This window comes from Levilactobacillus parabrevis, assembly GCF_044051715.1.
Taxonomy (GTDB): domain Bacteria; phylum Bacillota; class Bacilli; order Lactobacillales; family Lactobacillaceae; genus Levilactobacillus; species Levilactobacillus parabrevis.
Genome location: NZ_CP168688.1, coordinates 1,794,667 through 1,808,219 on the forward strand (window position 1 = coordinate 1,794,667; position 13,553 = coordinate 1,808,219).

Annotated in this window: 14 protein-coding genes and 1 other annotated feature; all 14 genes read right to left on the bottom strand. The window is 49.8% G+C overall.

Annotated elements, in window-relative coordinates; translation table 11 throughout:
• Positions 1-71: 71 nt before the first annotated feature.
• On the bottom strand, positions 72-1,361 hold the full coding sequence (gene yfmH, locus ACEPSU_RS08515; RefSeq protein ID WP_395321107.1) for an EF-P 5-aminopentanol modification-associated protein YfmH: 1,290 nt from the start codon (positions 1,359-1,361) through the stop codon (positions 72-74).
• Positions 1,351-2,631 carry an EF-P 5-aminopentanol modification-associated protein YfmF gene (gene yfmF, locus ACEPSU_RS08520; protein WP_395321108.1) on the bottom strand — a complete coding sequence of 427 codons (1,281 nt, stop codon included), beginning with the start codon at positions 2,629-2,631 and terminating at the stop codon, positions 1,351-1,353. The genes yfmH and yfmF overlap by 11 nt, the downstream gene beginning before the upstream one ends.
• 543 nt (positions 2,632-3,174) lie before the next feature.
• Complete coding sequence (locus ACEPSU_RS08525) at positions 3,175-4,029, bottom strand: amino acid ABC transporter substrate-binding protein (protein ID WP_395321109.1); 855 nt, start codon at positions 4,027-4,029, stop codon at positions 3,175-3,177.
• Positions 4,030-4,045: 16 nt separating this feature from the next.
• On the bottom strand, positions 4,046-4,681 hold the full coding sequence (locus ACEPSU_RS08530) for an amino acid ABC transporter ATP-binding protein (RefSeq protein WP_395321110.1): 636 nt from the start codon (positions 4,679-4,681) through the stop codon (positions 4,046-4,048).
• Positions 4,682-4,699: 18 nt separating this feature from the next.
• Positions 4,700-5,341 carry an amino acid ABC transporter permease gene (locus ACEPSU_RS08535; protein ID WP_395321111.1) on the bottom strand — a complete coding sequence of 214 codons (642 nt, stop codon included), beginning with the start codon at positions 5,339-5,341 and terminating at the stop codon, positions 4,700-4,702.
• Between the two features lie 174 nt (positions 5,342-5,515).
• Positions 5,516-5,743, bottom strand: a binding site (T-box leader).
• A gap of 211 nt (positions 5,744-5,954) precedes the next feature.
• Positions 5,955-6,761: a septum site-determining protein MinD gene (gene minD / locus ACEPSU_RS08540; protein ID WP_020088365.1), complete on the bottom strand. Its 807-nt coding sequence runs from the start codon at positions 6,759-6,761 to the stop codon at positions 5,955-5,957.
• Between the two features lies 1 nt (position 6,762).
• Positions 6,763-7,434 (bottom strand): septum site-determining protein MinC, encoded by a 672-nt coding sequence (locus ACEPSU_RS08545; RefSeq protein WP_020088366.1) that lies wholly within the window; start codon positions 7,432-7,434, stop codon positions 6,763-6,765.
• Between the two features lie 18 nt (positions 7,435-7,452).
• Positions 7,453-7,974 carry a rod shape-determining protein MreD gene (gene mreD / locus ACEPSU_RS08550; RefSeq protein ID WP_395321112.1) on the bottom strand — a complete coding sequence of 174 codons (522 nt, stop codon included), beginning with the start codon at positions 7,972-7,974 and terminating at the stop codon, positions 7,453-7,455.
• 12 nt (positions 7,975-7,986) lie between these two features.
• Positions 7,987-8,838, bottom strand: a complete 852-nt coding sequence (gene mreC, locus ACEPSU_RS08555; protein ID WP_395321113.1) for a rod shape-determining protein MreC — start codon at positions 8,836-8,838, stop codon at positions 7,987-7,989.
• Between the two features lie 84 nt (positions 8,839-8,922).
• Positions 8,923-9,927 carry a rod shape-determining protein gene (locus ACEPSU_RS08560; protein ID WP_020088369.1) on the bottom strand — a complete coding sequence of 335 codons (1,005 nt, stop codon included), beginning with the start codon at positions 9,925-9,927 and terminating at the stop codon, positions 8,923-8,925.
• Positions 9,928-10,079: 152 nt separating this feature from the next.
• Positions 10,080-10,745, bottom strand: coding sequence for a RadC family protein (locus tag ACEPSU_RS08565; protein WP_395321114.1), 666 nt, complete (start codon positions 10,743-10,745; stop codon positions 10,080-10,082).
• A gap of 43 nt (positions 10,746-10,788) precedes the next feature.
• Positions 10,789-12,108: a bifunctional folylpolyglutamate synthase/dihydrofolate synthase gene (locus tag ACEPSU_RS08570; protein ID WP_395321115.1), complete on the bottom strand. Its 1,320-nt coding sequence runs from the start codon at positions 12,106-12,108 to the stop codon at positions 10,789-10,791.
• Between the two features lie 512 nt (positions 12,109-12,620).
• Positions 12,621-12,962 (bottom strand): hypothetical protein, encoded by a 342-nt coding sequence (locus tag ACEPSU_RS08575; protein WP_027825878.1) that lies wholly within the window; start codon positions 12,960-12,962, stop codon positions 12,621-12,623.
• Complete coding sequence (locus tag ACEPSU_RS08580; RefSeq protein WP_057161925.1) at positions 12,947-13,546, bottom strand: hypothetical protein; 600 nt, start codon at positions 13,544-13,546, stop codon at positions 12,947-12,949. Before ACEPSU_RS08580 ends, ACEPSU_RS08575 begins: the two co-directional genes overlap by 16 nt.
• Positions 13,547-13,553: the final 7 nt, after the last annotated feature.

Here is a 13,553-nt window from a genome sequence, read left to right on the forward strand (position 1 = left end):
TAGCATAGGCACCCTGTCATTTTCAGCGACAGGCCCCAGAATTCATGATTTAACTGTTTCTTAAACTCCAGTTAGGGCAAAATCGTATAAACCGTTGCCTGGCTCTGGTCCAAGAAGGCCTTAGCCGCCGTCAACAGCTCGTCAAAGGTCAACTGTTCCAAGATAGCCAGTTCGTCAAAGATGGTGGCACCATCAAAAAGTGGCCCATCATACTGGTTGGCGATGCCTTCCACGGAGTTAATAGCCCCCACAATCCGGCCAATAGCCTCACGCTTGACCAAATCAAACTGTGGCTTGGCAGCAGTGAGTTGTGCGGGCGCATCCTTGAGAATGGCCGTCAGTTCACTGGCAAACTGCTCTGGTTGGTCGGTGTCCCCTGCCAACTGGGCAAAGTGTGCCCCCCGCTGAACCTGAAAGTCATAACCAAAGCTATCATCGATCACGTTAGCATCGTACAGTCGCAGATAATTATCCCCGGTATCATTAAATAGCAGGTCAAACATCAGTGAAACGGCCACACTATAGGTTAAACCAGCCCGACCGGCGGGCACCTCATCGAAGCCACGCAGGCCAATGTTGACCTTGGGCCGCGTCAACGTCAAATGCCGCGTTGTTGCTGGCACAATATCAGCTGGCTCTGCCTGTGGCGATGGAATCCGCGTAATCGGTTCGTTAGGCGCAAAGGTCTTCGCGTCCTGGTTAGCCGTGATCCACGCCAACGTTTCCTCGGGGTCCAACTGACCCACGACGATCAGATTCATGTTGCTCGGGTGATAGAAAGTATTGTAGGCCGCGTATAAGTCATCGGCCGTAATCTTATCGATAGAATCGACCGTCCCCGCAATGTCAATGTGCAACGGTTCCTTAGGGTAAAGGTGGCCAATCATGCCAAAGTAACTCTGCCAACCGGGATCGTCATCATACATTTGAATTTCCTGGCCAATGATGCCCTTTTCCTTGTTGACCGTGGCCGCCGTAAAGTAGGGGTCCTGCACAAAATCGAGCAGAATCTCCAAGTTTTCTTTGAGGTGACTGGTCGTGGCAAAGAGGTAGCTGGTCTGTGTAAAGCCGGTAAAGGCGTTCGCACTGGCTCCATACTTGCCGAATAAGTCAAAGGCATCGTGGTCCTTTTTTTCAAAGAGTTTGTGTTCCAAGAAATGGGCAATCCCATCGGGGAAACGGACGGGTTCCGTCTGTCCCCGTGGCACAAACTCATTGTCCATAGCCCCGTAATCGGTCGTCATAATGGCAAACGTCTTGTGGAAGCCCGCCTTGGGTACCATCAAGACCTTCAGTCCGTTCGTTAAAGTAGTTTGGTAAACCGTTTCGCCTAACCGGTCATATGTCTTCTTACTTAGCACCCTGCACACCTCCATGTAAACAATACGTTGCCTGTAAGGTTACCTGCTGGGCCACCCGCGTGACGTCAGCCACGGTGATGGCATCCAACTTCTTTTGCCAGTCTGCCAGGGGCTCATGTAAATGCGTCAGTTGCGTGTTCAACAGCCCGGTCAACCGACGTTGCGGACTATCCAGTGCCGCTAAGCGCGCGTTTAAAAGACTAGCTTTCACCTCGGCCAACAGATCTTCAGAAAGACTCCCCTGTTGGACTGCCGTGAGCTGCTCGGCGATAATCGCCTCAACCCGCTGCTGGTTCTCCGCCTGAATCCCGGTCTGCACACTGAGCGTCCCGGTAAACGGATTGTACCCACTGCTGGCGTAATAGGCCAGACTGGCCTTCTCACGCACGTTAGTGAACAGCAGGGAAAGTGGCGTGCCCCCGAAGGCCGCATTAAAGACAACGGCCGCCATAAAGTCAGTATCGTCACGATAAATTGGTAGGTGGTAAGCCAAGTTTAACTTCGCTTGAACCACGGGCGCTTCGTCATCCCCGTTCTGAACGTGATCGCGCAACGACCAGCGATAGTAAGGCGTTGCGTCCGTAATAGTGCGATCAGCCAACGGCCAATCTGCCATCGCAGCCTGAGCACGGTCTTCATCGACATCGCCGACAACCGCCACGTGGACAGCGTCATTGGCCAACATGTCATGATAAGTGCTGAGCACGTCCGTTGCGGAGAGATCGTTCAACACGTGAACATCCCCCAGCGCGCTCATGGCCTGCGTCGGCTGACCGGTAAACAACAGCTCTTGGAGCCGCCGATTAGCCAAATATTGTTTGTCATCATCTAATGATTTAATTGCCGTTAATAGATTTTGCCGTTGTTGGGTAAAGGTCATGGGATCAAAGGTCCCGTTAGGCAGTAAGGGCGCGAACAACACTTCTTTTAATAAGGCCATCCCCTGCTCGAACAGCGGTTGTTGGTCGTTAAAGTTATCCAAATATTGTTCGTCGACGAGCGAGCATGTTAAGCGAATCACATGTTTCGTTCCTAACTTAATGACGCTGATACCGAAGCTGGCCCCGTAGAGCCGAGAGAGCTCCCGAGCAAGCGCCGTCTGCGTGGGATAAGCCGCCGTACTGGTCTCTAATACCTGAGCCAACAGTGCGCGGGCCGTGATGGCCGTGGCTTGAAGCGGCGCCACGAAGTCCACCTTGATCCCAATAGTTTTAAATTGTTTTGTGGGTAACAAGTCCAAGGTTACCCCATCTTTTATGCGAAAATGCACGCGCTATTGCCTCCTCTAGCAAAATACTAATCGGTGTTTAATTCTAAAGGAACCGCGGCCTAAATACAAGCGACGACTGCAACGAATTCCTAGGTTGGAGATGAAATTTGTCGCCTGTGGCTGCCAGAGATTCTGTCGCTGTGGAGACCGCCTGCAGCCAAAGTACGGGCTTCCGGCTCGGTTTGAAACCTCGTCTAGAATCAGACGAGTTTCCAAACACGTCTCGTGCTGTAAGGCCGGGAAGAAACAATCGCCCGGTCTAACAGCACTGTCACGGCTGACGCCATCTCTGGCCTCCTCCGGCTAAGCTAGATTTTATCCCCCCAAATAGTCGTGCAAGCATGACCGCTTACTTCTCACGCTACCCATCCCCTTTCAATCGTCAGATCTTATCAATAAAAAAGCTCGCAGCCAGAACAGCTGCGAGCCCAAACATCTATTTACACTAGTATTCAGAATAAACTGTCCGACTAGTCACGTTAATGCTAATAATGTTGACCTAGCCGAAGGTAGTCAAGGGTGACTACCGCAGGCGAACACAGCCTACTTAGCCTTCAACAGTGGCGTATCGACGTTGCTGCCGAACCACTTCTGGTTGATTTGTTCCAGTTGCCCGTTGGCAGCCAATTTCTTCAAGCCGGCATTGATCTTTTTACGCATCGTGACATCGCCCTTACGCATCCCGACTGCGAATTTTTCCTTGGGGAAGCTCCCGACCGTTACTCGGTAATCTTCGGGGCGAGCTTGGTGTTTGATGTAGTAATTGGCATAGGTGCTATCGATCAGTAACCCCTTGATTCGGCCAACGTTCAGGTCAATAAACGCGTTGGTAAATGAATCGTAGGTAACCGCGTCGTGATTCTTGATGCGGTTCTTCAAGAGCTTGGGATACGTGTCAATATCGTTAGCGCCAGATGATCCGGTCTGGGCTCCTAGTACCTTACCCGTCATATCCTTATAAGAAGTAATGTGATTCTTCTTAAGTGAAACCAGCACCTGGTCATTGTTCAGGTACGTATCGGAGAAGGCGACCTGCTTAGACCGTTGTGGCGTGATGGAAAAACCATTCCAAATCAGGTCGATCGTTCCGTTGTGTAGCTCCGTGACGTTCATGTTCCAGTCGATGGATTGGAAGTCTACTTTGATTCCGTACTGCTTGAAGACGGCGCGGGCCAAGTCGATGTCGTAGCCGACCAGCTTCCCACTCTTCTGACGGAAACCCATGGGGACGAAGCTATCGTCCAGTCCAATGACGACCTTCTTTTTTTTCTGAACGCTCGACCAAGTATCCTGGGTGTTGGCCCGCTTCGTAACGTTGGTTCCACAACCAGCTAGCGTGGCCGTCAGCCCAATCAGTAGAAAGGCCAGCGCGAAAAATCGGATTTTTTTAAATTTCATTGCGTGGCGCCTCCCTCTACTCTTTTGGTTCAACCCGTAACATTTGATCGGCAATCGATTCCGCAAACGGAATATCATGAGTCACAACGATTTGGGTCATGCCCTCTCGTTTTAACTTCAAAATAATTTCTTCAACTTCGCGACGTAAGTCTGGGTCCAGCGCCGACGTTGGTTCGTCGTAACAGAGCAACTTGGGGTGCATCGCCAGGGCCCGCACAATGGCGACCCGCTGCTTCTGGCCCCCGGAAAGTTCGTAGGGGTACAAGTCAGCCTTGCCACCAAGGTTCAGCCGTTCCAGTAAGGCCCGGGCTTCCTTTTCAGCATCCGCAGCGGACTTCTTCAAGACCATCGTTGGTGCCAAGACCACGTTCTGTAAAACAGTGAGGTTGGGGAACAACTGGAAGTCCTGGAAGACGACCCCAATAACGGCATCGTTGTCCCGGTTCGTTGCGGGATCGAAGGGTTGGCCATCCAGTAAGAACTGCCCGCTGTCGACCATTTCCAAGCCACTGATACAACGGAGTAGCGTCGTCTTACCAGCCCCGGAAGGTCCGACGATGGTTAATATTTGGCCATCGTTCACCGTTAAATCGACTTGATCCAAGATGGTTTTGCCATCAAATTTTTTGGTAATCCCTTTAAGTTCTAACATGATTAAACCACCCTTTCTCTAACGCCAGTAACTGTAGTGCTTTTCCATCCGCTTCAGGACCAATGTGCAAACGGCCGTCAACAGTAAGTAAATTACACCGACCAGCAACATTGGCACCAACGTGACGTCTCGCGCCATGGCGACGTTTCCAGCACGTAACAGATCACCTAACCCGATGACGTAAACCAATGAGGAATCCTTGACCAGGTTGATGACTTCGTTTCCGATTGACGGTAAAACAATCTTGACCACCTGCGGAATCACAATCTTCCGCAACGTTTGCCAGTTAGTCAACCGCAACACCCGAGCACTTTCGTATTGTCCTACGGGAATGGCTTGCAGGCCGCCGCGGAAAATTTCAGCGAAGTAGGCAGTGTAGTTCAGGATGAAGGCGAAGAGCGCCGCGTCATACCGATCGAACACGATGCCGGCGATGGGTAACCCATAAAAGACGAAAATTAATTGCAATAATAGTGGGGTCCCTCGCATCAACCAAACGTAGATGTTGATCACCCACGTCAACGGCTTGAAGCGGGTAATCATGCCCAACCCGACTAAGATTCCAAGTGGGACAGAAATAATTAAGGTCCAAAAGAATATGGACAACGTCATTCCGGTACCGGAAATCAGTGATGGTAAAATCTGGCTAACATAGTGCATAACAATTCTCCTCCTTCTTCAACGCAAAAACGCCCTCCTGAGATTTCTCTCAAGAGGGCGTTGATCACGCGGTGCCACCTCATGTACTCGACGGGCTCACGCCACGCCGACTTACGGAGTTCCTCGCAATAATCCCGTGAAAATAAAAACGTCCTCTTAGACCCTAATTGGGCCTAAGAGGACGATCACATCGTGGTTCCACCTCTAGTTTGCTAAGCCATCGCTGACTTAACCTCGGTGAGTTGCAAGCAACTCCAGCTGTAACGGGCTATCCCGGATCATCCTACTAGATTCAGACGACCAACTCACAGATGTGTTTCGGACGGACAAGGTCACCCATTTTCATCGGCTGGGCTTTCTGTAGGCACTTGCTGGTCTTACTCTTCTGTTCGACGTTTTTCGTTTCATTACCGATATACTACTTTTTATTTTCATGAACGTCAAGCCTTATTTTGAAATTCCTTGAAAATCGAATGGCTTAAGTTGGTGAAAACTGTTGTCTGCGGCGACCATTCCGTGCAAGCTATTAACTATATAACCAAAAAGGAAGCCCTCAACGACCGCTGTCGCCAAAGGCTCCCCATTCATTTCATGATTTCAATTCAGATGGTGCTTAACCGCGATGGAACCAGCTGCTGACCTTGTGCCAGAAACCGTCTTCCTCCTGTGGTTCAAGCTTCATCAGGGGCACCGTTTGGCCCTCTAGACGCCGAGCCACGTTACGGTAGCCTTGCGATGCTTGGTTTTCCGTCTGCATGACGATGGGTTCACCCTGGTTAGACGTGGAGATAACCGCGTCGTCATCCACAATGATCCCCAGCAATTCGATTCCCAAGTGATGGGTGATCTCATCGATATCCATCATGGAACCATCTTGCATCATGTTCAACCGAATCCGGTTGATCAGTAGACGTGGGGCTTCGGTCAATGGATGTTGTTCCAATAACCCAACGACCCGATCGGCATCCCGCACCGCAGAAATTTCCGGCGTGGTAACCACAATGGCGGCGTCAGCACCGGCGATGGCGTTCATGAAACCTTGTTCGATCCCGGCTGGGCAGTCGATCAGAACGTAATCGTATTCCGGCTTTAACTCGTCCACAATTTCCTTAACTTGGTCGGGTTGTAAAGCCGTCTTATCCGTGTTCTGGGCGGCTGGTAACAGGTAAAGCTTGTCATCGAAACGCTTGTCTTTGACTAACGCTTGGGGCAGCTTTGCCCGCCCTTCGGCAACGTCTACGATATCGTAGATGATTCGGTTATCCAGTCCCAGGACCACATCCAAGTTCCGTAGTCCAATGTCCAGATCCATCAGGCACACTCGCTTGCCCATTAAGGCTAACGCCGTCCCAATGTTGGCACTGGTCGTGGTTTTACCCACACCACCCTTACCAGAGGTGATCACAATTGCTTTTCCCATTCTAAATTCCTCCAATCCGGTTGTACAATTTCGGGTTGATCTTCTTTAATGCGCTGAGCTTTCCGTACGACAACACGTGGAGGTCGTTGACGTAAGCAATGGTTTGGCTAGAATCGGCCACTTGGTCTGGTTCGATAATGTCAAACTGTTCGGCAATTCTGACCTGTTGTGCGGTCGCAAGATTCCCCATAATCAGTTTGGATTCATCGTCGGGATAGCCCGCCTGCAAGATACCGCTCACGTCCCCCATGCAGAAGATGTTCCCGGTCGTCCGGAGCTTACCACCCTCGTGAATGGTCCCCAGAAACAGGACATCCCCTTGCATGGCAACCTCTTGACCGTTACGAATCACCTTACTCAGCAGATGGACGTTTTCCCGTTCACGCAACTGAATGGCATCGTCAATGGTCATGACGTTGGCCGCAATCTTATGGATTTCAAAACGCGGGTAGTTGCCTACCAGTTGTTCGATCTGTGATTTTTCATCGGCGGTTAAGATCCGATCCTCCGTCAAGACATCCAGTGAAACCTTGGGCGTCTCCATGGCGGTTGGATCCACGTTTAAGTTCTCCAATAATGACCGTAGATCGGCTAGGATTTGGTCCAAGCTCGCCGATTGTTTGAGCACCAAATCATAGCCGTTTTGCGTTCCCCGTAATACGGCAGCTTGCATAGCGTTCGTTCCCTTCACCTATTTTAACCAATTATACACCCATCGAATGGGGAAATATAAGATGACAAACATGGCCAAGTTAAAGGCCAACGTTGGTCCCAAAGTATTCACCAAGAATGAGCTACCAGACATCGACGTCATGTGGACGGCGCGACTGGCCACGAAGCTCAAAGCCTCGACAATGGTAATATCAATAAAGTAGATCAGCAGTCCGCTCAAAAAGTTCGGACTGATATAACTCACGAGTTGGCGGGTCAGGTAGACCACTAACGGAAAGACGAAGATGTACACCCCGAAGATTCCCGTGTAATAGAGGTCGAAGACGGCCCCAATCACAGCAGCCCACTTTACCAGTGGCATCGCCATATTTTCCTCAAACAACACACCACAAACCAGCCACAGCACCACTAGATGGCTCACCATGACCGAGGGCGTATTAAACATTTGGCGACTGAAAACCTGACTGATACTGCCATCAATAAATAATAGCAGAAATAGCCCGATTGGGAAGCCAAAACGCATTTTAGATAATCGATACACGCCTTAGCCCCCTTACTGTTTCGTAACCGCAACCGTCACAATGTTCAGGTCGCTCAAATCAGTCGCTGGCGTAATATACAGCTTCGTTGACAGGCCATAATCGGAACCGACCGACTGGGCTACGGTCCCAACGAATAAGCCCTTCGGCGTCACGCCACCAAGCCCACTCGTAACGACCTTGTCACCCTTACTGATCTTAGACTTGGTCGTCAGGTTATCCATCACGATTTGACCCGTGGCAGACTTATAGCCACTGAGAACACCATTGACGGTCTTGCCAGCCTTCGTCGTGATTGACACGGCGAAACGGTTCGCAGCATCGTTGTTGTCGGTGATCAACTCAACCTTTGAATTGGTCTTGTTGACTTCGGCAACTCGGCCAACCAAGCCAGAGCCGGACATGACGGGCATGTTTTTAACCACGCCGGCCGATGCCCCCTTGTTGATCACCACTTGGTTCTGCCATGATGATGGCGTCCGGGTGATGACCGCGGCACTGATTGCCGTGTAATCCGTCAATGAATCGTTTAACTTAATCTGTTGCTTTAATTGCTTGTTTTCCTTAGCTAAGGTTTGGTCGCGGACCTTGGTCTGGGCGAGCTCACTAACCTGCTTCTTCAACTGCTGGTTTTCCTGATACGTGTTCAATAGTTCCGAAATGGCACTCACCGAACCGCTCAATCCATTCGCTGGTAACGCCACGACCCGGTCAGTTAACCCGACAATGTCGTTCCCGAATTGCTGAATCAGCGGCGGCGTGGACTTCTTGTTACGAATAGCTACGGACACCGTCATCAAAGCAAAGCTAACAATCAAGCAGACAATGATGATCACTAGTCGCCGATTGAAAGAAAATTTCTGCATGTTTGACCTCCATCTTGTTCGCCAGTTACAGACTCGCCACTAGCGTCACAATAAAGAAGCGGGAAGCTGCCTTCCCGCTAGTCCCTATTTTTTCTTCATGACATCGATACTCTTTAATGATTCACCGGTACCAGCTGCCACACAATCCAGAGGATCGTTGGCGATAGACACTGGAACTTTGGTTGCATCGGCGATGACTTCTGACAGGTTCTTCAGTAAGGCACCCCCACCAGTCAACACGATACCGTGATCAATCACATCAGCAGCGATTTCTGGTGAAGTTTCTTCTAAGGTTTCCTTGATCGCGGTGATCACGTCTTGAACGGGCTCTTGGATAGCCTTGGCCACGTCAACAGCGGAGACTTCCACTGCCTTAGGTAGTCCAGATACCAAGTCACGTCCACGAATCGTGGCGCCTTCGATCTTATCAGCGTCTTCGACTGAAGCTGAACCAATGTCCATCTTCAACTTTTCAGCAGTTCGTTCACCAATCAACAGGTTGAAGTTTGACCGCACGTAAGTCGCAATCGCATCATCCAACTTGTCACCAGCTACTCGGATGGAACGACTGGAAACGATACCCCCGAGGGAGATCGTTGCCACGTCGGTTGTCCCACCACCCATGTCAACAACCATACTACCGGTTGGATCCATGACGGGTAACCCGGCACCAATGGCCGCAGCAAATGGTTCTTCAATGACGTAAGCGTCACGAGCACCTGCAACACGGGTCGCGTCAATGACCGCCCGCTTTTCAACTTCCGTTACACCGCTTGGCACACAAACCATCACGTATGGCTTACCGCTAGACTTACCGACCGTCTTTTCGATGAAGTACTTCATCATGGCAACCGTCGTATCGTAATCTGCAATAACCCCGTCTTTCATGGGCCGAATGGCAACGATGCTAGCCGGCGTACGACCAATCATTGCACGAGCGTCTTCACCAACGGACACAATTTCCCCACTCTTTGTGTTCTTGGCGACAACAGAAGGTTCGCGTAGAACGATTCCTTTACCGTCAACATACACAATCGTATTGGCGGTACCAAGATCGATCCCAATATTTTTCGTTCCTAATCCGAACACTGTGTTTCATCCCTTCATTGTCAACAAAATATTTATAGTTTTTTGTCTTATTCATTGATAGACGTATTATAACATACCTATCTACGTGAGAACACGTCGTCAATGTCAAGAATACCGAACTTTTAACGAGAAAGAAATAGGTAAAACCGATTTTAATCAGATTTTAAACCTTCTGACTTATTTGTCTTCTGAATTAGCGGTAAAATCCCAGCCTCACGCAGACTAAAGTAGGTCCGCAGCCCAATTACAAAGCCATCGAGCACGGGGATTCCCATCAACTGGCCGCACTCGGCCAACCGGCGCATGAATTTCAAATCATTCGGTGATGGGGCAGCTAGACCACTGGGATGGTTATGCGCCACAACAATGGCGGCCGCTCCAGTCAGAACGGCTAGCCGAAAGATCTCTCGGGGATGGACCGGACAACTGTCTAGTGTTCCCACGAACACGGTCTGTCGATCAATCACCTGATGTTTGGCATCCAGCGCTAAGACCTCCAAGCGTTCCTGGGGGGCATACCGCAGATCATCCATCAGGCTCTCACCGATCTGACTACTCGCCACCACCTCGCCGTAGATCTGTCGCGGTGCCCGTTGCGCCCACCGGCCTAGGTCGATTGCCGTGAGCAACGCCCGCCGTTCTCGCCTACCCCGCACGTACCGGTCACACTGCTGTTGACTGGCATAGCGCAGATTGGCCACGCTGTGAAAGTACTGGAAGAACCGGTCGCACTCATCCGTGGCTGGTAGTCCCAACCCGCGGAGAACCCGGCTGACCAACTGCCGTTCATTATTACTGTTAATTCTCTCTCGTCGCATCTTCTCAGCTCCCTTACAGACTAACTCCGTAAAAAAAGCTGATTTATTTTTCTGAATCCGTAAAATATTGCCGTACTTCCGAAATAAAGTAAAGCGACCCGGTCAACAGAATTAAACTGTCCCCGGAAATGTTATTCAGCGCCGTCTTGAGAGCGCTCGGCCAGTTATCTGCCATCGTCACACGCTTGCTAGCGGCAACGGCGCCTTCCAGCGCTTGGGGCGTCGCGGCCGCCCGCTTACCCGGCCCCTGAAATTGGGTCACGATAATGTGGACGTTACGCACTTGCAACAGTGTCTTTACCATTTGGTCATATTGTTTATCTGCCAACACCGCCAGAATAATCGTAATATCCTGCTGAGCAAAGTGCTGCCGCAACAACTGGGCCATTTCCACCATGGCGGGCTCGTTGTGGGCCCCATCAATGGCAATCAGGGGTTCATCGTTCAGCCGTTCAAAGCGTCCCGGCCATGCTGTATGCTTCAGGCCCTCACGAATGTCGGCAATCTCGAGTGGCAAATGTCGAGCCTGATGATACGTGATGAAGGCCGTGAGCGCGGTGGCCGCATTGTCGATTTGATACTGTCCCAACAGGTCAATCTCCAAATGTTGCCAGCGATGGTCTGCCCAGGTGTAGGCGAAGCGTTCGCCCCAACCCGACTCAGGTTGATTTTTCACCGTAAAATCGCGACCTAATGCGCGAACGTCGGTCTGATTTTCACTAGCGGTCTGATCCATGACCGCCAGCGCGTCCGGCGTCAAGCGTCCACAAACTACCGGTACACCCGGCTTCATGATCCCGGCCTTCTGCGTAGCAATCTTAGGAATCGTATCTCCTAAAATTTTCATGTGATCCATGCCAATCGTCGTGATGACCGAGACGGCCGGCGTGATAATGTTGGTCGAATCGTACAGGCCACCGAGGCCAACCTCGACCACGACAATGTCTACCGGATGGCTCGCGAAGTAGCAAAACATCAGGGCCGTATCAATCTCAAATTCAGTCGGCCCTTCTTCAGCGAGCTCCTTGTCCAACCGAGCCACCACTGGTTGAATCCGATTAACCATAGCTACCAGATCCGTGTCACTGATGGGCTGACCATCCGTGCTGATGCGTTCATTGAAACGGGTAATGAACGGCGAGGTAAAGGTCCCCACCGTCTGGCCCTCGGCCATGAACATATCCCGTAAAAAAGCCACCGTGGATCCCTTACCGTTGGTTCCGGCGACGTGAATCATATTTAACTTTTCCTGTGGGTCACCCAGGATGTGCATGAATTGCCGCATCCGGTCCAGGGTCGGCTTCTTCTTGAAGCGGTCCCGACCGTGAATGAACTGCAGGGCTTCAGCGTACGTTTTTACCAAAATGAAAACCTCCCGCTTGCGTCACTGTTTCTTAGTGTAGCAGATTTTGGAAGCGTGTGGAAGCAGGCGTCTAGCCAGCGAGCATTAACGTCATCAAGTGAAAAATCCCGGGTCTGGATTTTATACTTGATGACGTTAAGCACAACCGGCTGCCTGCTGAAACGCGTTTCGGCTATGTTGCCGATAATCGACATCATTGCTGCACATTATCTGCGCCTACGATAACGTCACAAGAAAACTAACAATTATCCTCAAATTTCCAACCATTAGTCTAGTCCACTCATACACTTAGATAACCTTACCAAAACGTTAAGAAGGGGTAAACATCTTGCAAACACTGACACCAATTCCAGCCTTTTTACATTAGTATTAAGTGTCGACCCATTTTTAACACCATGTACAAAAAATCAGCCAAACGATGAGGTTTGACTGATTTTTCAAATATTAAAACTGAGACTGGTTGTCATCAACTATAGAACAAAAAGCAACGTCATTCTCATCGAGCTAGCATATTATTCACCAAAAATAATTGCGAGAAGAATCAAGACAGCCCCACCCAGCACAACTGCAAATAAACCATAAGCAACGAAGAGACTGCCTATAATCCCCACTTTATGTTGTGCAAGCTTAACTGAGATATAATCGCTCCATGCAAGTATCGAAACACCATACAATCCGAACCCCCAGTCATGTAACTTGGTAAGGCTCAATAGAGCAATACTGGCAACAAGTAAAGAAAATCCTGTAATTGGCATGACACGATTAACAGCTTTCGGCGTATATGCGTGACTGTAGCGATTGGAAATTCTTCTATACCATCCCATACGATCACCTAATTTTATTGATAACTCCAACCTTTATATTTCCAACTGCGAACCTTAAAAATCCGTCCTGCCTTGAACTTGTTTACATTTGCATGAATTGCGGCAGTTACTAATTGTTTACTAGCAAAGTTGATGGTGCCCCAAGCAAGTCCTCCAACAGGTCCCAATGGAAATGCAAATAAAGCAAAGATAGCAGAAACTGCTGCACTAGTAGCAGACTTCTTTACGCGGTTTAACATACTAGCTGATAAATAAACATTAGCATTTCCGCTTCTCTTTCTACCGTAAAACTTCACCTTCGTAACCCCTGAAATTCGTTGAAGCCCTAGCATACCTAGATCTATTTGGTCAAATCCCAATCCACTTAAGATATTTCTCATTTGAAAGTCCGTAATGGAGATTGTCGTTGTATCTGATGAAGCGTCGTATACCGTCGAAGAATTAGTTCTTAACAATTGCATATAGGAAGGCGTATCAGCAATTCTTTCAGGTGTAAGAGAATCAATAGCATTATTAGGCACGGTGGTCCCTGTCTGATTTGAAACATCTGCAGCGTGGACAGTAATATCAGATATTGCTGGTATACCGGTTCCAAGCACAGCTAAAATTGTCAAGAAGCCA

Coding starts and splice junctions, on each gene's coding strand:
- ACEPSU_RS08525 (WP_395321109.1), bottom strand. CDS start 4,029: ATGAAATTTAAAAAAATCCGATTTTTCGCGCTGGCCTTTCTACTGATT.
- ACEPSU_RS08530 (WP_395321110.1), bottom strand. CDS start 4,681: ATGTTAGAACTTAAAGGGATTACCAAAAAATTTGATGGCAAAACCATC.
- ACEPSU_RS08535 (WP_395321111.1), bottom strand. CDS start 5,341: ATGCACTATGTTAGCCAGATTTTACCATCACTGATTTCCGGTACCGGA.
- minD (WP_020088365.1), bottom strand. CDS start 6,761: ATGGGAAAAGCAATTGTGATCACCTCTGGTAAGGGTGGTGTGGGTAAA.
- ACEPSU_RS08545 (WP_020088366.1), bottom strand. CDS start 7,434: ATGCAAGCTGCCGTATTACGGGGAACGCAAAACGGCTATGATTTGGTG.
- mreC (WP_395321113.1), bottom strand. CDS start 8,838: ATGCAGAAATTTTCTTTCAATCGGCGACTAGTGATCATCATTGTCTGC.
- ACEPSU_RS08565 (WP_395321114.1), bottom strand. CDS start 10,745: ATGCGACGAGAGAGAATTAACAGTAATAATGAACGGCAGTTGGTCAGC.